This is a genomic window from Kiloniella sp., assembly GCF_048259265.1.
Taxonomy (GTDB): Bacteria; Pseudomonadota; Alphaproteobacteria; order Kiloniellales; family Kiloniellaceae; genus Kiloniella.
On sequence record NZ_JBLXHT010000012.1, the window covers coordinates 19,217 to 41,306 of the forward strand.

The 22,090-nt window shown below is 45.2% G+C and carries 21 protein-coding genes and 1 tRNA gene; 8 read left to right on the forward strand and 14 right to left on the reverse strand.

From position 1 onward, the window contains the following. Positions 1-159 precede the first annotated feature (159 nt). The 8 genes from ACN0QW_RS16715 to hutG all read right to left on the reverse strand — a co-directional run bounded on the left by ACN0QW_RS16715 (position 160) and on the right by hutG (position 6,596). Entirely contained in the window at positions 160-564 is a 405-nt protein-coding gene (locus ACN0QW_RS16715; protein WP_417433007.1) for a tellurite resistance TerB family protein, read from the reverse strand. 168 nt (positions 565-732) lie between these two features. After that, entirely contained in the window at positions 733-1,536 is an 804-nt protein-coding gene (locus ACN0QW_RS16720) for an anti-sigma factor family protein (RefSeq protein WP_417433009.1), read from the reverse strand. Further along, positions 1,533-2,066 carry an RNA polymerase sigma factor gene (locus tag ACN0QW_RS16725; RefSeq protein WP_417433011.1) on the reverse strand — a complete coding sequence of 178 codons (534 nt, stop codon included), beginning with the start codon at positions 2,064-2,066 and terminating at the stop codon, positions 1,533-1,535. The genes ACN0QW_RS16720 and ACN0QW_RS16725 overlap by 4 nt, the downstream gene beginning before the upstream one ends. Before the next feature lie 42 nt (positions 2,067-2,108). Beyond that, positions 2,109-2,504 carry a hypothetical protein gene (locus ACN0QW_RS16730; RefSeq protein ID WP_417433013.1) on the reverse strand — a complete coding sequence of 132 codons (396 nt, stop codon included), beginning with the start codon at positions 2,502-2,504 and terminating at the stop codon, positions 2,109-2,111. Positions 2,505-2,658: 154 nt separating this feature from the next. Next, complete coding sequence (locus ACN0QW_RS16735) at positions 2,659-3,285, reverse strand: LysE family translocator (protein WP_417433015.1); 627 nt, start codon at positions 3,283-3,285, stop codon at positions 2,659-2,661. Positions 3,286-3,567: 282 nt separating this feature from the next. Beyond that, positions 3,568-4,323: an IclR family transcriptional regulator gene (locus ACN0QW_RS16740; RefSeq protein ID WP_417433017.1), complete on the reverse strand. Its 756-nt coding sequence runs from the start codon at positions 4,321-4,323 to the stop codon at positions 3,568-3,570. A gap of 6 nt (positions 4,324-4,329) precedes the next feature. After that, a complete protein-coding gene (locus ACN0QW_RS16745; protein ID WP_417433019.1) occupies positions 4,330-5,712 on the reverse strand; it encodes a formimidoylglutamate deiminase in 1,383 nt (460 codons plus the stop codon). A gap of 110 nt (positions 5,713-5,822) precedes the next feature. After that, on the reverse strand, positions 5,823-6,596 hold the full coding sequence (gene hutG / locus ACN0QW_RS16750) for an N-formylglutamate deformylase (RefSeq protein ID WP_417433021.1): 774 nt from the start codon (positions 6,594-6,596) through the stop codon (positions 5,823-5,825). A gap of 147 nt (positions 6,597-6,743) precedes the next feature. On the opposite strand from hutG, the gene ACN0QW_RS16755 reads away from it, so the two are divergent. Genes ACN0QW_RS16755 through ACN0QW_RS16765 form a run of 3 tightly spaced genes read left to right on the forward strand, consistent with a single transcriptional unit; the run spans position 6,744 to position 10,425 of the window. Next, on the forward strand, positions 6,744-7,721 hold the full coding sequence (locus ACN0QW_RS16755; protein WP_417433023.1) for a TAXI family TRAP transporter solute-binding subunit: 978 nt from the start codon (positions 6,744-6,746) through the stop codon (positions 7,719-7,721). Further along, a complete protein-coding gene (locus ACN0QW_RS16760) occupies positions 7,708-8,205 on the forward strand; it encodes a DUF1850 domain-containing protein (RefSeq protein ID WP_417433025.1) in 498 nt (165 codons plus the stop codon). The genes ACN0QW_RS16755 and ACN0QW_RS16760 overlap by 14 nt, the downstream gene beginning before the upstream one ends. Before the next feature lie 3 nt (positions 8,206-8,208). Continuing rightward, the gene (locus ACN0QW_RS16765) at positions 8,209-10,425 is read left to right on the forward strand and encodes a TRAP transporter permease (RefSeq protein WP_417433027.1); all 2,217 of its coding nucleotides are present in this window, start codon (positions 8,209-8,211) and stop codon (positions 10,423-10,425) included. A gap of 340 nt (positions 10,426-10,765) precedes the next feature. Here ACN0QW_RS16765 and ACN0QW_RS16770 read toward each other — a convergent pair. Both ACN0QW_RS16770 and ACN0QW_RS16775 read right to left on the reverse strand, forming a co-directional pair. Further along, positions 10,766-10,842 (reverse strand) — tRNA-Pro (locus ACN0QW_RS16770). Between the two features lie 124 nt (positions 10,843-10,966). Then, positions 10,967-13,762 carry an ATP-dependent DNA helicase gene (locus ACN0QW_RS16775; RefSeq protein WP_417433029.1) on the reverse strand — a complete coding sequence of 932 codons (2,796 nt, stop codon included), beginning with the start codon at positions 13,760-13,762 and terminating at the stop codon, positions 10,967-10,969. Positions 13,763-14,171: 409 nt separating this feature from the next. On the opposite strand from ACN0QW_RS16775, the gene ACN0QW_RS16780 reads away from it, so the two are divergent. After that, a complete protein-coding gene (locus ACN0QW_RS16780) occupies positions 14,172-15,755 on the forward strand; it encodes a lysine--tRNA ligase (protein WP_417433031.1) in 1,584 nt (527 codons plus the stop codon). 101 nt (positions 15,756-15,856) lie between these two features. On the opposite strand, the gene ACN0QW_RS16785 is transcribed toward ACN0QW_RS16780, so the two are convergent. Both ACN0QW_RS16785 and ACN0QW_RS16790 read right to left on the reverse strand, forming a co-directional pair. Further along, positions 15,857-16,285: a hypothetical protein gene (locus ACN0QW_RS16785; protein WP_417433033.1), complete on the reverse strand. Its 429-nt coding sequence runs from the start codon at positions 16,283-16,285 to the stop codon at positions 15,857-15,859. 162 nt (positions 16,286-16,447) lie between these two features. Further along, positions 16,448-17,080: a S24 family peptidase gene (locus ACN0QW_RS16790; protein ID WP_417433034.1), complete on the reverse strand. Its 633-nt coding sequence runs from the start codon at positions 17,078-17,080 to the stop codon at positions 16,448-16,450. Positions 17,081-17,439: 359 nt separating this feature from the next. Here ACN0QW_RS16790 and ACN0QW_RS16795 point away from each other — a divergent pair, with 359 nt between their 5' ends. Beyond that, the gene (locus tag ACN0QW_RS16795) at positions 17,440-17,991 is read left to right on the forward strand and encodes a pseudouridine synthase (protein WP_417433155.1); all 552 of its coding nucleotides are present in this window, start codon (positions 17,440-17,442) and stop codon (positions 17,989-17,991) included. A 137-nt stretch (positions 17,992-18,128) separates the two neighbouring features. Here ACN0QW_RS16795 and ACN0QW_RS16800 read toward each other — a convergent pair whose 3' ends face one another. Continuing rightward, a complete protein-coding gene (locus tag ACN0QW_RS16800; RefSeq protein ID WP_417433036.1) occupies positions 18,129-18,338 on the reverse strand; it encodes a hypothetical protein in 210 nt (69 codons plus the stop codon). Between the two features lie 406 nt (positions 18,339-18,744). On the opposite strand from ACN0QW_RS16800, the gene ACN0QW_RS16805 reads away from it, so the two are divergent. Both ACN0QW_RS16805 and ACN0QW_RS16810 read left to right on the forward strand, forming a co-directional pair. Beyond that, complete coding sequence (locus ACN0QW_RS16805) at positions 18,745-19,104, forward strand: DUF952 domain-containing protein (RefSeq protein WP_417433038.1); 360 nt, start codon at positions 18,745-18,747, stop codon at positions 19,102-19,104. A 108-nt stretch (positions 19,105-19,212) separates the two neighbouring features. Continuing rightward, entirely contained in the window at positions 19,213-20,277 is a 1,065-nt protein-coding gene (locus ACN0QW_RS16810; RefSeq protein WP_417433040.1) for a quinone-dependent dihydroorotate dehydrogenase, read from the forward strand. Between the two features lie 10 nt (positions 20,278-20,287). On the opposite strand, the gene arsC is transcribed toward ACN0QW_RS16810, so the two are convergent. Further along, entirely contained in the window at positions 20,288-20,635 is a 348-nt protein-coding gene (gene arsC / locus ACN0QW_RS16815) for an arsenate reductase (glutaredoxin) (protein WP_417433042.1), read from the reverse strand. Positions 20,636-20,768: 133 nt separating this feature from the next. Between arsC and ACN0QW_RS16820 the strand changes: the two genes are divergently transcribed. Beyond that, complete coding sequence (locus ACN0QW_RS16820; RefSeq protein WP_417433044.1) at positions 20,769-22,079, forward strand: EAL domain-containing protein; 1,311 nt, start codon at positions 20,769-20,771, stop codon at positions 22,077-22,079. Positions 22,080-22,090 lie beyond the last annotated feature (11 nt).

Here is a 22,090-nt window from a genome sequence, read left to right on the forward strand (position 1 = left end):
CATAAATCATAGGATAGATGATTGTTAGTTAACGGGCTTTTGTCACAGGGCATCTACAAAGGTAAAAAGATGTCTATCTCTAGTATGGACATAGAAGTTACTTCCAAAGAAAAAAGAGAGGTTGTTGGCCTCTCTTTTTTTAAATTCGGATAATTAAATTCAAGCGTGCATGTAACGTGCGCGGGCGCCGCGCTCAATTGCAGCGGCTGCAAGGCGTTCGATATCAAGCGTGTGGCGTAAAATTTCCAAAAGACGTAACTCTTCCTGGCTGGCAATACCGTCCGCGGCAACAACTTCTAATGCCAGTGCATAGGCTGTTTCCCTGAGGTGTTCCGGCAGAGCCGCGACAACTTGGTCTAGGACACGATCAATACCGTCTTCGCCTTCGAGAAGGTCAGCGCACTTACGAGAATCCATGGGAAGATCTTCTGGATTATAACCTTTGAACACAGGTAGAAACTTTACGATTTCACCAATCGTTGTTAGCTCTGAATCAGTCATGTCGCTGTCAGCTGCAGATGTAAGAACCATTACATAGACCAAGGCAGAACGATAATCGGTCATTGAGACACTTCCTTATGAACGTGTATAAACATTGTGCGTAATATTTGAAATATTGAGCCTCTTACTTGAGAAGAAGCGCGGTAAATTTCAATAGCTTTTCCATTACTATAACAGTCTTGGTGAATAAGTCCCTAGAGAACTCTTGAAAATTAGGTGTTATTTTTTCGCTTAGAGTTGCCGATAGACATCATTAACAATTTCTAGCAGTTCATTTCGCTTAATATCTCCGATGACGGCGTAGCCGAGAGCGCCATTGTACCAGTAGAATGCCCGTGTTGATCCGGCTTGTTTGAATTGAAATTCCGTCTCTCCCTTTTCGTCGTTGAATGATTTTGTGAGATAGAGGGTAATACGGCTGCCGGCTTTACTTTCATACATAAACTGCGCGGCAGGTCCTGTTTGCGAAGGTAAAAGACGGCCGCCCATCAAATCAAACCCTTGTGCCGAGAGGACAGGGATCGTGAGGGGGGTCTCGAGCCGATAAGAAAGCCATTTAACAAGATGATCTTGCTCGTTCTTTTCAACTTCTACCGGATGCCGGACCTCGGGTGTGTATATCCAATGGGCTTCCATCGCAGGTTGGGAAAAGTTTTGATATGCTGTTGCGATGGGCATTTGGTCTGATATTGATGTCTTTAGGAAATCCCGCCCAAACCAACCACCTGCTATGCCAATGGCTAGGATCAAGAACGCGGCTGCTATTTGAGGAAGGATCGATGCTGACGTGCAATTGTCGGAAAGTATATGTTGAGGCTTAGAGGGAGGGGAGAGGTGTTCCGGTATTGGTTCATGAGCTTTTGAAGCAAAAAGGGTGTTAATTCCCTGGTTTTGCTTTTGCCACTCATTGACCATTCTTGCGTCATCCGGGTGAGTTTCAAGCCATTGTACGACACGCAGCCTTTCCTCTGGTTTTAATTCTCCGTCAACATAGGCGTGGAGAAGCTCTGAGCCTTCAAATCTATTCCTGCTCATTTTATTCTCCTGATCGGCGGTACTTTTTTCGGTGATGATGTTGCGGTAAATTTCCGCAAAGTTTCTCTTGCTCGGGAAAGCCGAGACATGACGGTGCCAAGTGGTACTTGTGTAATGGCTGAGACTTCCGAATAGCTTAAACCCTCTAGCGCAATCAACAAAAGGACCTGTTTTTGTTCATCGGGTAGTTGGGTAATCCCTTTATCCAGATCTCTTAAATACAAATGGCTCAGTTGATGTGATGTTGTATCTGTGTCTGGGACCAATGGTGTTCTTTCCGTCAATTCAGCAGGAAAATGAAGAGGGTTGGTTTGGTTCTGTCGATAGTGGTTAAGGTGGATGTTACTTAAAATTCTGTATAACCACGATTTTAAGCTGCCGTCGCCTTTCCACTGGTCACGTTTCGCCAAGCTTCTTTCCAGACAGTCCTGAACCAGATCATCCGCCTTGGACGAGTCTTTGACCAATGCGTAAGCATATCGCCTGAGAAAGGGGATGGACTTGGTCAACTGATCAAGAAACTCGTCCATAATGGCTTAGACCTTTGGTCTGTCGTATTCAGAGCTGCGGTATTAAGGTTTTACAACGTGCCAGACGCCTTTGAATTCATCTCCGGTGACATCGCCGGGCTTTTTGTCTTGGACCCAGCCATAAAGTGGCATCCCTTTATATGCCCATTGTTGCGCCCCATCATCACGTGTGATTTTTGTGTAATTTCCTTTTTCCGTAGCAGAAGATGAAGCCAAAAGAGGTGGCCAAGCTTTTGCGCAACCACCATTGCAAACTGATTTTCCACCTGAATCCTTATCGAAGGAGTAAAGTGTCATCCCTGAGTTGTTGACGAGAATTGTACCGAGTGATGTCTCGCTTGTGGTAACGATTTCATCCAAATTTTCTGCGGATGCTGCAAAGGGAGCGGCGGTCATAAGGGCAGTTGTAACGACGATCATTTTCAGCGCTGTCTTCATGTCTTTATTTCCTTAATTCAGAGATTTAAAAATATCCGTGTAGATAAAAGACACCTCAGCGCTGTTTTTATTCCCCTAATGTGAAAATAAAGTGTTCCAAATAAGAAAAATGCCGGGATGGTTCGGCATTTTCTATGTGGTATTTTGGTAGAATCTATCGGCTGGATGTAGCGAGTAGGCCGCCAGCCGCAATGAGAAATGACCCGCTGGTTCGGTTCATTATTCTTTGCCCCTTTTGTGTTCTGGTCAGGAATGCAAGTTGCTTACCGGAAATGGCATAGAGAAAGAGCGCAATAATTTCGAGAAAAACAAAGATTATTCCCATAGTTGCGAATTGGGGCAACATCGCAAGAGTAGGATCAATGAACTGAGGGAAAAAGGCAGTGAAAACCAAAATTGCCTTGGGATTACTGATTGCGACCAGAAATTCCTGTCGAATAATGGAGTAGGTAGAAGTTTTTGATCTCTGGGGCGCTCCAATGTCTTCGACATCTTCCGTTTTTGAGCGCCACAAGCGAATGCCCAGATAAACGAGATATATGGCACCGCCAATTTTCAAGGCGTAAAAGGCTGTTGTTGAAGCAGCCAGAATTGCCCCGAGGCCCGTGGCAGTCAGAACAATAAGGATAACAAAAGCGACTAGGCGGCCTAATCCGCCTTTCATGGCGTCAAAAAGTCCATAGCGCAGACCGTTTGTCATGGCGAGCATGTTATTTGGGCCCGGCAGAATATTGATTGCGAAGGCGGCGGGTATAAACAACAGCAGTAGATCAAGCGACATATCAGATTCCGAGATAGCAGTAATGGACTGATCAAAAGCCTAGTGAGGATAGAGTACGGCGTATAGCAAAAGAATGAGATAGCCCACATTGTAGTGCTACAATGAGTCTGTGAGGTAATGCAGGCATGATCTCATCGGGAGACAGGCAGGCCTTATGATGAAAATATTCTGGTCATAAAGATAAAAAAACGCTCAAAGGCAGTTTTTTGGGGTCAGTTTTTCTTCTTTTTAAAATATTGAGTAAAGCACAGATTTAAGCGCGAATGTCCTTCGCTATGATTATTACTGCATTTCAGAGATGCGCTTCGCACAGTCGAGCACCATGTTTATTAAGTGTTCATTCAAGCCTAGCTGGTTGTGGTGCCCAGATATATTAACGGCTCCGATAGCGTACCCTGATCGATCATGGATTGGCGCAGCTATCGCATTTGTTCCTTCTGCTAACTGTGAAGCTTGTGCCGTATACCCTCGTTTTTGATCTTCTTTTAAGGCCGCTTTAAGCTCGTTAAGCGTGCCAATTGTGGCGTCTGTGAATTTTTGAAATTCATATCCCTTGAAGCGGCGATCAATCTCTTCGTCACTGAGCGAGGAAAGCATGATACGGCCCATGGACGTTGCAAAAGCTGGTAAGCGTGAGCCAACGGGAATATTGGAGACCATCGGACTGGGAGACATGGCGCGAAAAACATAGACGGCATCTGTGTTTTCTAGTACCGCGACGTGAACTGAAAAACCGGATAGATCGCGTAGATGACGTGCGTGACTGGCTGCAACGTCGTTTAAATCCAAAGACTTGATATAGCTATAGCCCAGCTCCATAACGCGTGGCGCGAGGCGGAATGTACGCTCCGCCTCGTTTTTTATTAAATAACCTTCTTGTTCTAACGTATGTACAAAACGAAAGGCTGCTGAACTCGTTACTGAAATTTCATCAGCGATTTGCGAAAGCGTCATTTGTGCTCGACCGGCGCCAAATGCTTCAAGAATTCTAAGACCCCGCAGGAGGGAATTTGACTGATATTTCTTACTTTTATCCATAGCTACTTATAATTTATGGGCCAGTCTCTGTATAGCTGAAACATAGGCTGTGTTTATCGTTTCTTCTAACGGATGTTTTCCGGATGTTAAAACTTTCTTGCCGGCAACATAAACGTCGCCAATATCAGATTTTTGTCCAGAAAATATATGGAAATCAAGTACGGCTTGAGGGGGAACGGCTGCCATAATACCGTTTTGATCAAATTTCAGTTCGACAAAATCTGCTCGGGACCCCACGGATATTTGTCCGATTTTACGGCCTGTGGCGCGGGCACCACCCGCTGCAGCCAATTGCCACAAATGACTGCCAACATTGGGCATTTTTTCCGAGCACAGAACGTTTCGTTGTCGATATAATAAACGCTGACTATATTCCAGAGTACGTAGCTCTTGGGTGGCCTGTGTACAAATGTTGCTGTCAGAACCGATGCCAAAATGGCCCCCGTTATTCAGAAAATCGATAGCCCGAAAAATTCCATCTCCCAGATTTGATTCTGTCAGCGGACACAAGCCGACGGTTGCTCCAGAATTGGCAATCGCAGAAACTTCGTTATCATCTAAATGGGTAGAATGAATTAGGCACCAGGCAGAATCTACAGGTGCCTGGTCCATGAGGGCTGTGACAGAACGCTTCCCGTTATAAGCAACGCTGTCATCTACTTCTTTGGTTTGCTCTGCCACATGAATATGAACCGGACAATCTGGTAAAAGATTGTCTCGTAAGTCAAGAAGCCAAGCCATTTCGTCTTCGGTGACGGCTCTTAATGAGTGAGGAGCCAAGCCTAAATTATAACTGGCCTGGTTTTGGTTTGACTTAAGTATTTCGATTAACTTCAGATATTGGTCCCGCGAGTTGATAAAACGACGTTGAGCATCTTGTGGGGCGACACCGCCAAAATTTGCGTGGGCGTAAAATACAGGAAGATGTGTAAGACTAAGACCCGTTTGATCAGAGGCAGTTATAATCGCTGTCGACAGTTCTTCAGTCTGTGTATAATAACTGCCGTCCATGTCGTTGTGTAGGTAATGGAATTCAACAACTTCTGTATACCCGCCTTTGAGAAGTTCCATATAAAGCTTTGCGGTGATTGCCTGTAGTTCGCTGGGGGAAACATTGTGCGCAAAATAATACATCATTTCACGCCAGGACCAGAAGCTATCAACGGGATTTCTTCGTACTTCTGACAAGCCAGCCATTGCATATTGAAACGAATGGCTGTGAAGGTTTGGCATTCCGGGGACAATCGGGTTTTCAATCACAGGGTAGCAGTTTGGGTTATTATCCTGATCAATTGCCCGAATATAACCGTCTTCCGAGATGCTGACAGAGATGTCATATACCCAACCCTGATTTGTCAGAGCTTGTTTGAAGAATAAACCGGTCGCCATTTAATTGATGTCCTTTATAGCTTTATGGGGGGGCACAGAATAGAAGAGTTCGTGATCAGATCCGGGTTGGTATTGTTAACTTAAAGTGGTGATGAGGTTTTCAAGAAAAGTCATTTTCTAGATTCCAGTTCGGATAACAGCGCAGATACTAATCCTTTTATCGTATCGCCAAGTGCAATCGCTTTTTGGTTTTCCAGGTTCCAGGGACTTTGCTCGATCATGTATGTTGATTGTGCAATCTCAAGCTGAAGGGCGTGTATGTTTTGATCTGGCCGGCCATAATGCCGTGTAATGTAGCCGCCTTTGAAACGACCATTTTTTACGAAACTATATTTACCAGAACTAAGGTATTGCTGGGCACATTTCTCAAATCGAGAATCAGTACTGTTGCCGCTATTGGTTCCAAGATTAAAATCGGGCAACACACCATCAAATAGACGGGGTACTTTTGATCGGATCGAATGTAGGTCTATCAGAATACAAATACCAAACTCGGATTTGATATGCTGAATCTCTGCCTCTAGTGCTTGATGATAGGGCCCCCAATAGGTGTTGATACGTGCTTTTATCTCTTCTTCATCTGGCTCTTGTTCTGTTTGATAAAGTGGATGTCCGTCAAAATCTATCTGCGAAACAAGACCAGTAGTTGGGCCTGTATAAAGCGGCGTATCTTCGGCAGAACGATTCAAATCCACTACGTAGCGGGAATATTGCGCGGCCATGACGCTGCATCCTAGCTCAGCACAAGGGAGGGCAAATTCATGCATGTGCCAATCAGTGTCTTTCAGATCCAATGCATCAGGGCGTAATCGCGATAGGATTGATGATGGAAGGGAAGTTCCAGCATGGGGAACATTAAGCAAAATCGGGGTAGATCCTGCCATAAATTTTATCAATTCGGGTGTCATCGCTATAAAATCATATTTTTACAATTGAAAAACATCTTTGACATTTAAAATTAGATGAGTCAAATTATTCGTAGAGCCGGGTGGCAAGAGAATTCCCGGTTGGTTAACAACATGGAGAACAATATGCTTACTCGCAGAACTCTTATGCTTTCAGCCGCGGCTTTGCCTTTGGCAGGTCTTGTCGGAAAATCTGTAAGCGCTCAAACACGCTCTTTCTTTGGTATTGCTACTGGCGGAACGGGTGGTACCTACTATCCACTGGGCGGTATGCTTGCTCAGTTAATTTCTAATACCGCTGAGCTTCCAGATACAAAATTGTCGGCAACAGCAGAAACAGGTAATGCGTCTGTTGCGAACACCAAACTTTTGAGCCGTGGCGAAATCGAAAGTGCTTTTGCTGCAGCAGATATTCTGGACGCAGCCTATAGAGGCATCGGTCAATTCGAAGGCAACAAAGTTGAAAACATTCGTGCCATCGGTGCGCTGTACCCTGAGACAGTTCAGCTGGTTGCGCGTGCGGATTCTAACATCGAGAAATTCGAAGATCTTGCCGGAAAGTCCATTTCGTCTGGTTCTCCTGGATCAGGTCAGTGGCAGCTATTGGGTGACTTAGTTGAGGCCCACGGTATGTCTCGGGATGATCTGTCTGAAGACTTCTCATCTTTTTCACAATCGGTTGAAAAAATTAAAGATGGTAATCTAGACGCATCATTGATTACTGCTGGTGCGCCGACGTCTTCTGTTACCGAACTTGCCAATGGTCATGAGATCAAAGTGATCCCGTTAAGCGGACCAGCAATCGCCAAGTTGCAGGAAAAACAGCCTTATTATGTAAATTCGATTCTGCCTGCGGGATCTTACAAAGGTATTGATAAAGATGTTGAAACTTTGGCTGTTCGTGCGATCTGGGCAACACATGCTGGCGTGTCGGATGATATTATCTACGCCGTGACAAAAGCTCTTTATGAAAACACGGAAACTCTTGGGAAAGTTCATCCTAAGGGCAAGGAAATTGCTGCGAAAACAGCGCTGCAAAGTGTTTCAATTCCTGTGCATCCTGGCGCAGCAAAATACTATAAAGAAATCGGTGTTACAAAGTAAGCTGATATACTTTCGTAAAATAGGCTTTGCCGTATGGCTAAGCCTATTTTTTCTGTCGGCTCCTTCTGGGGCCGACAATCCGGTTCGTAACCTTTGTTTATATGATGGCTATTCGAACCGTGAACTAGTGCGATATACACTTGATGAAAGCCACAAATTTTCACTTTCCTTTATTCATTCCGCGACGCTTACGCCAGTGATGGATATATACGAGGTGCGATCAAGTGGGATACATCAAATTGCTGAAGTATTTGAAACTCATAGTGCCGGATTGCCTTCTTTTGCTGGTGATGTTGGAACAATCAAATGGCGGCAACAGGACGGTAAATTTATCCTTGAAATGGATCGGAAATTTACCCGTATTCAGCTGCGTGTTCAGCGTGAATACCTCAATAGTCTGCATCTTGGTGAATTTGTGATTACTTTGGCGGATCTTAAAGCCAAGGTTCTGGGTATTCAGATGTGCGAGAATGAAGGAAAGTAACATATGACAAAGCAAACAGGTCAATCTGGACAGTCAGATCCAGACCTCTCGCCCGAACAAATCGAGGCGATGATCAAGGAGTACGACTCCGAATCTAACTTCCGCGATTTATTGGGGCCAGTTGCTATACTGATCACAATTGCCTCGGTTGCTCTGTCCTTATTCCATTTGTATACGGCAGGTTTTGGACTTCTGAACGAAGTTATGCACCGCACGGTACATCTGGCTTTTGTGATGGGGCTGGTATTTTTGGTTTTCCCGCGCAAACGGGCAGCGCCGACACCAGCTATGTGGCGCAGCTCTTTCTTGTTTGCGGCCTTCTATCTCTTTTTGATCTTTGACCTTTTGGGACAATTACCCGCGACTGTCTCAAGTTATGTTTTTATCGCAGGAATGGTGGGGCTGGCTATCATGACCCTGCCAATAAAAGGGCGTGGTTGTGAGCCGGGAAAAATCGCTTTACGTGATTGGCTTTTTGCTGCGTTAGGCGCAGGGTTCTCTGCTTATCTTGCAGTCTTCTTCAAAGACATCTTTATCGTGAATGTTGGCGAACCGCGTCCACAAGAATATATGATGGGCCTGATCGCCATTATCGTTACGCTAGAGGCAACACGTCGTACCATGGGGGCTACGCTAGCCTACATTGGGGCCTTTTGTATTCTTTACGCTATGTTTGGTCCTTACATGCCCGGTATTTTGGCCCATCGTGGTTACGGGATCGATCGTATTATTAATCACCTCTTTGTTGGAACTGAAGGTATCTACGGCGTCGCAGTCGGCGTTGTTGCAACCTATGTCTTCCATTTTGTTCTATTTGGGATTCTTGCTCAAATGAGTGGCCTTGGGCAGCTCTTTATTGATTTGGCAACGATCATCGCTGGCCGCCAATCCGGGGGGAGTGCAAAGGTTTCTGTTGTGTCTTCTGGCTTCTTCGGAATGATTTCCGGGTCTCCGATTGCCAACACGGTTACCACAGGGGCTTTTACAATCCCGTTGATGAAAAAGATGGGTTTTTCAGGGCGCTTTGCAGGTGCGGTTGAAGCATCTGCATCCTGTGGTGGGCAAGTCACACCCCCGATTATGGGGGCTTCGGCTTTTGTGATGACCGAGATGTTAGGTGTGCCTTATAATGAAATCATCCTTATTGCGATTATTCCGGCCGCTTTTCACTATTTAGCCATTTTGTTGATGGTGCATTTGGAATCAAAGCGGTTGGGACTTGCGGGGATGTCTGCAGATAAAATTCCACAGCTGGCTAACGTTCTGAAACGGTCTTGGCACTTATTGATTCCCTTAGCTGTCATGGTTACACTTTTATTGATGCAATATACGCCGTTTTTGGCCGCTTTTTGGGGAATTCTATTCACGATAGGTTTTTCTTATATCCCGCTGGTAGCTCATAGAATGGGTAATCGGGATATGGATTTAAACACAGTATTGACGCCAAGAAAGCTCATGATCGGTTTCGAGGATGGCGCTAAGTTTGCGCTAGCTATCGGTGCTGCTTGTGCCTGTGTAGGCTTTCTGCTGGGTATTACGACATTAACGGGTCTGGGGTTCAAGTTCTCGGCGGCTGTTGTACAGCTGGCGTATGATCTAGCGGGAATTGTCACGGCGTTCGACTTTACTGACCTTCTTTCTGAAAAATCTATTGCTTTGTTCTTCGGTCTCTTTTTCGTGGCAATTGCCTGTATCTTGATGGGGGCGGGTATTCCGACGACGCCGACTTATATTATCTTGGCATCAATAGCGGCACCGGCATTGTCAGAGTTTGGTGTGCCGTTGATCGCGACACACTTCTTTGTTTTTTACTTCGGAGTGCTGGCAGATGTTACCCCTCCTGTTGCCTTAGCAGCATACGCTGCAGCAGGGCTGTCACGGGCAGACCCGATGCGCACGGGCACGACCGCTTTTAGGCTCTCTATGGGTAAGGCATTGGTACCTTTTATGTTTATCTATGCGCCTAGTTTGTTGTTTGTCGACTTTTCTCTGGTTGAGTTTGTCTTGGCTTTGTTTAGTGGGGTTCTTGCTATTCTCGCTCTGTCTGCTGCTTATATCGGGTTTTGGGGGCGTGAACTTATTTTAGTCGAGAAGGTTTTGCTTACTCTTGCTGGTTTAGTCCTTATCTCAAACAGCTGGATCGCCATTACGCTGGGGACTCTCGTTGTGTTGGGTGTCCTGTTAAGGGCAAAGGTATCAAGCCGAACAGAAATGGCTTAATTTATGTGGTTTGGGCAGGGTGTTTTAGATCCTGTCCAAAACACAATTTGTTGCGGGTGTATGAAAGATCGCGTTTCGCGAAGGTATGCCTGTCACAGAGTATTAGGCGCAGAGTATTTGGTTTGTCGCAATGTTAGAGTGAATTGATGGATAGCGTTATTCTGCTGTTCAATTAACGATTTTTGTTTCGTTATATTGCATTCAAATTCTCATGAATTTTTATTATTACAGAACTTTAAAGTAAACATTTGCGTATCGTGAGGAAGTGTTTGCCTTAAAAAGACAAAAGACCGCTCGAAGGCGGTCTTTGTGGTCAATTATTCCTTCTTTTTGGAATAATTGGTCGGGGAGAGAGGATTCGAACCTCCGACCCTCTGGTCCCAAACCAGATGCGCTACCAGGCTGCGCTACTCCCCGATCCGGAGTGAGGTTTATTCTTCCTCTTTTACTTTTGCAAGTAAAAAAAACAGAAATTTCTGTACGGAACTAAAATGAAGGACTTGGACTTAATCTTTATAGGCTGGAATGTTAGGTTTTTGTTCTATTTAGAGGAAGTGTCAAAGAAGTCACGAACTTGGGAAACGGCGTCTGCCAATCCTGTTTTTTGTATTGAAACACCTTCGGGAAAGGCATTTTGGAGTCTCGTCGGCATCATGGGATCAAGAAGGACGAATATACCACGATCATTTTCACGTCTGATGAGGCGACCATAGGCTTGTTTCAGCTTTAGTCTTGTTTGGCTGTCATTATAGCGGTTGCCACCAAAATGCTCTTTGCGGGCACGGTGTTGAATGGTTGGCCTTGGCCAGGGGACGCGATCAAATACGATCAACCGTAACGAATCGCCGGGTACATCTACGCCGTCACGAACGGCATCGGTGCCTAATAAAGATGAATTTCTTTCTGCCCTGAATATATCGATGAGTGTTGAGGTGTCGAGGTTATCGACATGCTGGCTATAGAGCGTCAAACCGGATCGATCGAGTTCGGGTCCCATTTTCTGGTGAACAGTCCTGAGGCGGGAAATGGCAGTAAAAAGTCCTAAGGCCCCGCCTTGTGAGGCCAGAAATAATTCTCGATAGGCTGCTGAAACCTGATCCATATCGTCTTTACGGACATCATTGACGATAAAGACCCGGGTTTGATTGACGTAATCATAGGGGGATTTGAATCGGGCTCTTGTCGGAATACCGGGAACGAAAGATGCGCCACTACGTCGTTCTGCGCCAATCCAGTCGCCTTCTTCATTTCCGCTCCCCTCTGTCAGGGTTGCTGATGTTATGACAGTACCATGCGCCTGAGATAACAAAGTATTCGCCAGCGGTTTAGTGGGATCAATCCAGTGTCTGTGCAGGCCAACATCTAAGTCTTTTCCTCCCGCACGTTCGACAGAAAGCCAGTCGGTGAAATCTTCTGGAATTTCCTCTTCCAGCGCAATGAGCATGGCGATCCATGCCTGCACCTGATTACTGCCGCGTTGTTCCAGACTTTTACAAGCCGCTTCGATCCGTCGCCGTGTGTCGCTATCTAGTTCATCAGCTTCATTATCAAGGCGTTGTTCCAGGCGGCGGCGCAGGTTTTTAATTGGTTCCAAAAGTTCTTCGAGTGCAGAACGTAGTTCAATTGCAGATTCTATGAGGCCCGGAATTGCGGGTTTGGTTTCCGCTTCGAGACTATAGGGGGAGTTTTCATGGTCCGTACGAGCGTAAACCTGTTCTCTTAACCGGCAAAGGAAGGTTTCCATTGGCCCGTTTGGAAGGTTATCTTCCATCCGATTTACCCAACCGTCCCCGGTAAGATGTCTTGCCGCGTGTACGGTTTCGGTGACCAGATCGCGAGTCCTGTCGTCTGTTGCGATCAAATCTTCGAGCCGCTTTTTCAGGCCGCGTGCTCGGCTTGCAGAACGGGTTGATCCTGTCTCTACCCCAGAAATCCAGCGGCGGAGTTCCTGACTTTCCTGTGCTGTTAGGTGTGCAGAAAAAGCACTGTCAGCAGCATCAAACAGGTGATGGCCTTCGTCAAAAACATAATGACTGGGAAGAGAGCCTTCATCACGTCCGCCGCCCATGGCAGCTTGAATCATGACCAGTGCATGGTTTGCGACAACGATATTTGCGCGTTTGGCTTTGCGGATATTGCGTTCAATATAACAACGACTGTAGTGGGGGCAGCCAGAGTAAATACATTCGCCACGTCTGTCTGTTAGACCCAGAGTTCTGTTCTTCCCAACCAAGTCAGCCAACCAGCCAGGGAAGTCGCCCCCAACCATATCACCATTTCTGCTGCGTGATGCCCATCTTACCATCAAACCTATGGCAATGGCGTCATGGGGTTTCGTCATTAGGGCTTGAGACGCTTCTTCAAGATTCAGCAGACAAAGATAATTTTCGCGACCTTTACGTATGACGACGCGTTTTGATTTCTCGCGCCGTTCCGGGAAAAGCCTATTGAGCTCACTGTCGATTTGAGTTTGTAGGTTTCGGGTAAAGGTGGATATCCAGATCGGGGCACCATTTTTTTCGGACCAAAGACTAGCTGGCGCAATGTACCCCAAGGTTTTGCCAACACCGGTTCCGGCTTCTGCCAAGACAATATTGGGTTCGCCGGAAACGTCTCTGGGGGCAAAAGCGCTAGAAACTGCGGCGGAATAATCCACCTGTTGCGGACGAACCTCAGCATCTTCTCCGAGTAGTTCAGAGAGGCGGCGTCTTGCTTCTTCTGGTTTAACAGACTGATGCCTTGGTGGGTCTTCGGGAGCGTGATCACTCCATTCTTCAAGGCGTTCCCAAACACGCATTCCTCGACCGGGCTTTAGGGCCGGGGAGTGCAGGTTTTCTTCCTGCATAGCCGATAGTATTGCGGGGGCCCATAGCCAGCCTGCCATCATCATTGTTCTTGCAATATCTGCAGCATAGGGATCGTATTGTCTGCCTTTGGATGCTTGCTCACGCAAAAGAAGTTCTGATGTTTGATGCAGAATTAGGGCTGCGGCTTCAATTGATGTGGGCTCTGGGGCGCCAATAAAGGCCGCGAGGCCCCGGGGCGTTGGTGTACAGGCGGCAGCCGGGCGCACAAAAGCGATCAGCTCAAGGACATCATACGATGGGAAGGGATCGATGCCCAACCTTTGGGCCGTAGATTTTGCATGACATACCATCGGGGGTTCAAGGGTGACACGGCGAGCAGCCTCAATATTTGGCAATCTTTCGATCTCGCCGTCTGGACTAATCCAGACTGAAAAACGTAATCCGGATAACAACAAAGGCGCCTTGGGCATCATAATTGCGTCGGCTTGGCTGGTAATCGTTTGATTTGCTGTTGGGGGTTCCGGTGTCATGCTTTGAGTGTCATATTTCTGATGTTGTTCCTCGTAAGGTCTATGCTCTATCTAAATATTTTTTACCAATTATATAAGTTTGGACGGCTTTCTTTGTCTTCTTATAAAAGCGGGCGTCGCTAATGGCTATTGAAAAAGAACAAGCGGCGAACATTTGTTGTGATTTATGAAATATCAGTCTCTGTTACGCCTCTTATAGTCGTTTAACTTAACTCTTGTCCGTCATTGTTTCATTGTTCGTGTAGGCTATCGACACTTCTCTCTTCACGCCTAGAACAAAAATTAAGTTAAACGACTATAGTTGACGCGAGGCTTTCCTGCGCCTAATTTCCCCATCTCTGGCCTGTTATTGAATAGAGTCAGAACGACTTTCATTAAATTAACATTACACCCTTGAGGGATTGAAACGATGTCTAACCACCAGGAACTTGCTATGCAGGCAAAAGCATGGCCGTTTGAAGAAGCGCGCAAAGTATTGGCTCGTATCGGTGGGAAGACGCCGGAGAAGGGGTATGTTCTTTTTCAAACAGGGTATGGTCCATCAGGGCTGCCTCATATTGGAACTTTTGGTGAGGTTGCTCGTACGACGATGGTACGTAATGCGTTTGAACAGCTGAGCGATATCCCAACCAAGCTTTTCTGTTTCTCTGATGACCTTGATGGCTTCCGCAAAGTACCGGATAATTTGCCCAACAAAGAAATGCTGGCGGCAAACATCGGGCAGCCACTTTCAAAGGTGCCTGATCCGTTTGGTGAGCACGAAAGTCTAGGGCACCATAATAATGCTCGTCTCAGACAGTTCCTGGACAGCTTCGGTTTTCAGTATGATTTCCTTTCTGCTACCGAGGTCTATCAGTCTGGTCAATTCGATAAGGCATTATTGGAAATCCTGGCTAACTATGACAAGATCATGGGGGTGATGCTGCCGACACTCGGGAAAGAGCGTCAGGCAACCTATAGTCCTTTTATGCCTATTTGCCCTAAGACAGGGAAAGTCCTTCAGGTGCCTGTCGAGGAAACCAATGTCGATGCGGGAACGATCTCTTTCCGTGATGAAGGTGGTGATCTGATCGAAGTTCCCGTAACTGGCGGGCATTGTAAGCTTCAGTGGAAACCGGATTGGGCGATGCGTCAGTACGCGCTTGATGTTGACTATGAAATGTCAGGTAAAGACCTGATTGATTCAGTCAAACTGGGCAAGAAAATACAAAAGGTTCTGGGATGCAAAGGACCGGAAACCTTTACTTACGAGCTTTTCCTGGATGAGCAGGGGCAAAAAATCTCTAAATCCAAAGGGAACGGACTTTCCATGGAAGAGTGGCTGACTTATGCGCCACAGGAAAGTCTAGCCTTGTTTATGTATAATAAGCCAAGAACAGCTAAGAAGTTATATTTTGATGTTATTCCCCGAACTGTTGATGATTACGTCACTTTCAAGGGGAAGGTTGGAGAACAGGACGAAAGCAAACTTTTTGAGAACCCTGCGTGGCATATTCACACAGGAAATGTTCCTTCTGAGCAAACGTCGCTTTCTTTTGGTATTTTGTTGAATCTTGCAAGCGTTTGTAACGCGAATGATACCGATCGCCTTTGGGGCTTTATTAAGCAGTATGCACCAGAAGCGTCGCCAGAAACGACGCCGTTTCTTGATAAACTGGTCGGGTTTGCTGTTCGTTATTACCAGGATTTTGTGAAGCCAAAGCTTCAATATCGGGCGCCAGAAGGTAAAGAAATCAAAGCCCTTGAAGATTTGCTAGCTGTCTTGAAAGGTTTGCCGTCCGATACAAGTGCGGAAGATATTCAAACAGAAGTTTATACTATTGGTAAAGATCATGAATTTGATAATCTGCGCGATTGGTTCAAATGTCTCTACGAGGTTTTGTTGGGCCAGTCTCAGGGGCCGCGTATGGGAACGTTTTTTGCTCTCTATGGCTTGAGCGAGAGTATTAAGTTGATCGAAAGAGCCCTTGCTGGGGAAGATCTTTCAGCTTAACGCCAGGCATAATTAAAGACGCAGAAAAAAATAAGCAGATTAAAAAAAGAAAAGCCCCGAATTTTAATTCGGGGCTTTTCTTTGGGGGGCATTATTTAAAACTACCCAGCTTTAATCTTAAAGCTCGCCGATAATTCTTCTGTGCATTTGTTGCAAGCCCAGTCAGATCCTTTGGGTGGCGCGGGGTGAACTTTGTTATTCAACTTTTTGGAGCCGCCAAAATCGTGAAAGTTTTTACACGTTTTTTGAAAGCAGGCTTCAAGCGAATTTGCGTAGCTGTATTTGAAGGCATTGATTTGGTTTTTGCCCGTTAATTTATCCATCAAGCCGCCTTGTCCAACCCGCTTTTTCAAGCAGTGCAATAATGTTTCCTGAACTGTTTTTTCGGCATATCCAACGTACAATACTTCAAAGCTTCGATCTGAACCAAGATGTCCGAGTGCAAATGAGCCAGGCATGGGCTGAATTATTTCTTTGAGAATAGTCTTCTCTTCCAATTTCAGGGGGCCATCCATGTCCAGTTTTGCCATGCGTCAGTGCCTCTTTAATTAAATTTAATTCTCGTTAGTAAACGACAAACACTTAAGCCGTTTGTTAATTTAATATGACGCTAAAGCCTTTAAAAAGAGTAAAAATTATGATTTACATTTAGTTAAAGTAAGTTGTGTGAAAGCGCTTTTTGCAACCAAAACTTATTGGCTGGCCCATAATATGCGAGCGATCCAGATTATATCCTGAGTCAAAATTGTCATATCTTGATGTGGGGCAGCTAGGCCTTTTAATTCAGCTTTAAGCGGACTGTTTCTGATAAGTTCTTTGATGAAAATTTCATAGTTGGTTGTCATGAGTGCAATGCGATCACCCCGTCTTAAGTCGGCATTGGGGGAGATGATCAATAAGTGTCCGTCTCTGTATACCGGTTGATAGTCATTGCCTGTAATTTCTAATCCAAAGGCATTTGTGTCGTTTATACGGGCAAAAAGAGCTTCGTCCCAGGTGTCTCCCATCGGGTGACCGTTATGGTCAAACTGCCCCAAAGAAGAGGCTTGAGTTAGGTCTTGGACCGGGATCCTTTTTGCGAGTAAGCCAGCACTTTCTTCACCTACGAGATTAACAAATTCAGCGAGTGTTGAGTTGGTTGCGTCAAGAATTTTAGAAATGGACTCTGTGCTTGGCCATCTGGGTTTATTCTTTTGGGTTATGCGTTTGCTTTTGTTAAAAGTCGTTGGGTCCAGCCCTGCTTTCCGTGCCAGGCCAGAGGGGGATAGGGAGTTTTGTGCAGCTAAACTATCTATGGCGTGCCATATATCAGCATGTTTAAGCATTGTACGGTCACCTATTCAGTTGTTGTTATGCAACGTGACACCTGTACTCTCTGGGAATTATACCTCAATTTGCTAAAAAATAGGATCAAAAACTTATCAAGCATGACGCACGTTTGCAGTGAGGTGAGTAAAGTCGATGATTTCCCGTGTTTTAGTTGTGTATTACGTAATTGAAACGTGACTGTAAGTCATTGTTGCAGTAGATAATTGTTATGATTCAAAGAAGAGAACGAAAAATTGTGGGCCAAAAAACTGGGAGCCAAAAAACTGGGAGACAGCATCAGCCCGAAAAATATGGCTTGAAAAACAAGCGGAAGACGTCTTCTCAAGGAGAGAGAAATATCGTTAAACCATCTGTTTTGTTATATGTTGCGCTATACAAGCCATATGATGTTTTGAGTCAATTTACAGGTGAGGCAGGGCAGCGGACGCTTGGCGAGATAGATTTACCCCAGGGTGTTTATGCTGCGGGTCGTTTGGACAAAGACAGTGAAGGGTTGTTGTTGTTAAGCAACGATGGCCCGTTTATTGATCGTTTGATTCACCCTAAAAATGGACATCCGAGAAGCTATCTTGTTCAGGTGGAAAGAGTGCCAGATGACGATACCCTTGATCAGCTTAGAAAAGGCGTAACAATTAAAGGGTATCGTACGAAGCCTTGCAAAGTTGAACTTATGAAATCAGAACCAGAACTTCCACCAAGGACGCCCCCAATAAGAGAGCGAAAGAATATTCCAACGGCTTGGTTGCGAATTTCCCTGACTGAGGGGAAAAATCGTCAGGTAAGAAGGATGACGGCTGCAGTTGGGTTCCCTACATTACGCCTTGTTCGGGAATCTATTGGTAAATTGACACTGGGAAACTTGCTTCCGGGAGAATGGAAAATGGTCTCTACCGATGATATTTTGTAGAGCCATATACTTTATTCTTGTTGGGTGTGCTGTATTGAGAAAAAGAAATGGCGGGAAGTTACCTTCCCGCCATTAGGCTGTCTTTCACAGGCTGAAGACAGTCTTTAGCGACTTAGATGGTTGAGAACGTGAGGGGGTTACTGTTCTGTCTCAACCATTGATACGAAGAGTTGCCGAATATTTTCTTCGCCTAAGTCGTTCTGTGGCGATCCTGCATTGAAGATCGCTGTTTTTGGAGAAGTCGGTATCATTGACTGATCCGATTGTTCCATGGCTGATACGGCGTCAAGAGCAGTTGCCAATGCTCTGCTGCCGATGGTGCTCGCTGTCATGTTTTGATGTGCCATGGTATTCTCCTTTATACTAGGTCGTCTAGCTCGCAATAGACTTCCTGAAAGGGTATATTGCAGGGAGTGTGCCAGTTTGTGTTGTATTTGTTACATGAATTAATATTTTTAGTTAAGTCATTGATATTAAACTTAAGAAATGATTGTTAAAATGTTTTTGATGGGTGAGGGTTTCGCAAATATTTAAAAAAAATGAGCGTTTCTGCGGGGGAGAGGTGTTTTGGGTGGTGTTTCTTTTTGTTTTCACAGCCTAAGATTGCTTTGAATCCCTTAGAAACTGCGGGGTTGAACTAGCGGTGAATGAAATTATAAGTTGTTACAATTAATCGCGTGTTGCATTTTGCGGTAGCTTGACTTGATGTATTTTGCAATATGCAACGCTATTTGCGAATTGAAGGGGGGTAATATGACGAAACAGTTAATATATCACGTTTGTAGACTGGATGAATGGTGCCTTGCAAAGGAGCAAGGGGGGTATTCGGGATCCTCACAAGACAAAGCTGACGGCTTTATACACTTTTCTGGACCAGATCAGGTTCATAGTTCAGTTGCTAAGCATCGTGCTGGACAGGATGGGCTCATTTTATTGGAAGTCGATGTGCAGCTGCTTGGTGATGCTTTGAAGTGGGAACCATCAAGGGGCGGGGCTTTGTTTCCTCACCTATATGCTGATTTACCTTTAGCGGCGGTTGTGCGAACAGTTGATTTAAATTTGGATATGTACGGTAAGCATCAATTTCCTGTTTGGTTACGTGAGCAATCATAATTTAATTTTGCAAATTCTGTACTTGTAGTTGCTTCTGGGGTGGTGACTTGGACATGCCTATGTTACTCCCCTCCAAATACAGCTTTGCTATGATCTCGGGAGATTTTTGTGAACAGCTTCGATATCGTTGGTCCATGTATTCGTCTTTTACCGGCAGAGACAGCGCATAACTTTACCTTATGGTGTCTCAAACACGGTCTGGCTCCATCACAAAAACTACTTGATGATCCTTTTCTTAAAACGTCTGTATGGGGGCTTCAATTTTCAAACCCCTTAGGGCTAGCAGCTGGTTTTGATAAGAACGTAGAGGCTGTAGAGCCGATGCTAGGGCAAGGCTTGGGCTTCACCGAAGTTGGATCAATTACGCCGTTGGCACAACCAGGAAACTCTAAACCCAGAGTATTCCGCTTATCAGATGATAAGGCTGTTATAAATCGCATGGGATTTAATAATGGTGGAATGGATGCTGCAGAAAAGAGATTGATTCAACTTCGCAAGAAAAAGCTTTCGGGGTTACTGGGGGTCAATCTTGGTAAAAATAAAACCACTGAAGTTGCTCTTGAAGATTATCAAAAAGGTGCTCGAAAACTCGCAAGATATGCCGATTATATGGTAATCAATGTATCTTCCCCCAATACGCCCGGTTTGAGAGCTTTACAAGGTAGAGAAGAGTTGGAGGTGTTGATTTCCGGTGTGCAGGATGTATTGGCTTCTACGCTTGGTGAGAAAGCTCCCCCGCTCGTCTTAAAGATTGCTCCTGATCTAACCGAGGAAGATAAGCAAGACATAGCTGCGGTCGCGTTGGACCTTGCGTTGGACGGTTTGACGGTTACAAACACAACAATAGAACGTCCTGAAACCCTCAAAAGCGAACATCGTACAGAGGTGGGTGGGTTGAGCGGGGCGCCGCTTTTTGAGCCATCGACAAATGTTTTGAGGGATATGTACCGATTAACAGAGGGAAAAATTCCATTAATCGGTGTTGGTGGTATCGCCAATGGTGAACAGGCTTATGCTAAAATAAAAGCGGGCGCTTCGCTGGTACAGTTGTACTCTGCGCTGGTCTATGGTGGCCCGCCTCTTATCTCTCAGATTCTTAAAGAACTGACTGTTTTGCTGCGTCAAGATGGTTTTGGCTCTGTGGCTGAAGCCGTTGGCGCAGATCACAGATGACCTTTTTACCTTATAGAATTTCCAATACTGATTCTGGTGGCCTGCCAATTCTGGCACCCTTTGAGCTAATTACGATGGGGCGTTCGATAAGTATCGGGTGTTCTGTCATGGTTTTGATTAAGTCTTGGTCTGTTAGGCTTTTGTCTGAAAGGCTAAGCTCTTTATAGATTTTTTCCCCTTTTCTTAATAGATCACACGGATTTAGTTTTAACTGTTCTAGAATGTCTGTGAGTTGATTTTCAGTGATTGCATCCTTCAGATATTCAATAATTTTTACAGTGTGTCCTTGCTCTTCAATTATTTTAAGAGTTTCGCGGGACTTGCTACAGCGGGGGTTGTGTAGAATTTTAACCGTCATATCAGTTAGGCCATCTATATAGTTGGAAAAGAGATCTGAAATCTGTCAGATTATTAGTCACTTGTTAAGGCTCTCTCAAGAACCTTGTGTCATTGATTGCTCTATTCGTTATATCTAATTGAAATAAAGATTTATGCCGCTGCTACACCATTTGCTCTTTATCACAATCTATTGTGCTCTTGCACTGATCGCTGCCCTTATGGGACCCAGCTATATTCCTGACTTGCAAACAGGTGGGGCAATGTTACTTGGGTTATGGGTTTTTCTTTCGGGCGCCGTGTTGCATGAAATCATAACCCGACGGTCAAATGATGATGACGTTACTGCAAAACTGGAAACGCTCCATCATAATCAGGCTGTTTTGAGAGATCGTATCTCCTGGACCCGTCGAGAAATAAAAGGAATGGCAGAGGCCTTTGAGGCCGCAGGTCAGTCAAGCAAGTTAAGTGAAGAGCAAAACATTATTAATGATGCTCTGTCCGAGGTAAACTTACTTAAAACGCTTATGCCCAGATTGACAGACCCTTTTCTCGGATTGTTCGATGATGAAGAAAGTTCTCAGTTTGGCCAGACCGAAAGTAAAGAACCTGCTCGCGAAAAGCAGCAGATTGTAAAAAGTGATTTTCTGGATGATTTCAGAAATGAAAGATCTTTACGCTTTGCACGAAATGATAAGCAAACGAAACAAGAGAGAGAGCAGGTCTCTGTTTTAAGTGATCTGAGCGAAACGGAAATTTTATCAATCGTGAGGCGTTCATTACGGGATGACCGGATTGATATGTTTCTGCAGCCCGTTGTTGCTTTACCCCAGCGAAAAAGAAAATTTTACGAGTGCTTTTCCCGTTTGCGCACAACGAACGGACAGGTAATCGAGCCGGGACAATATGTTGCTGTTGCAACACGGGCGGGGCTGATCACCGCTATCGATAATATGTTGTTGTTCAGGTGTGTGCAGATTATTCGAAAGATTATCCGGTCAGGTGAAGATGTTTCGTTCTTTGTAAATTTGTCGTCTCATACCTTGAAGGATCAGGATTTCTTTGATGATTTTGTCGATTTCGTGCGTGGAAATATTGAGATAGCGCCGCATTTGATTATCGAAGTCGCACAAGATGAGTTTTTGGACTTAAAGGCCAGCGAGTTGTTGAGCCTGGAACGATTGATGGGGCATGGTTGTCGACTGTCACTCGATCGTATGAAAACACTGGATATGGACCTAAAAGCTTTCGCCGCTGGCCGTGTAAGATTCTTGAAGCTAGAGGGCTGGCTTTTTTCACAGGACAAAAGCAAGACAAAGAAATTTTTAAATAACTTACGAAGCCTTCCCATTGAGCTGGTTGTTGAAAAGATCGAAACCGAAGATGCTCTTGTTCAGGTTCTTGATCAGGACGTTGCCTATGGTCAGGGGTATCTTTTTGGAGAACCGCGACCTGCTAAACCATAAGGGAAGTTCTC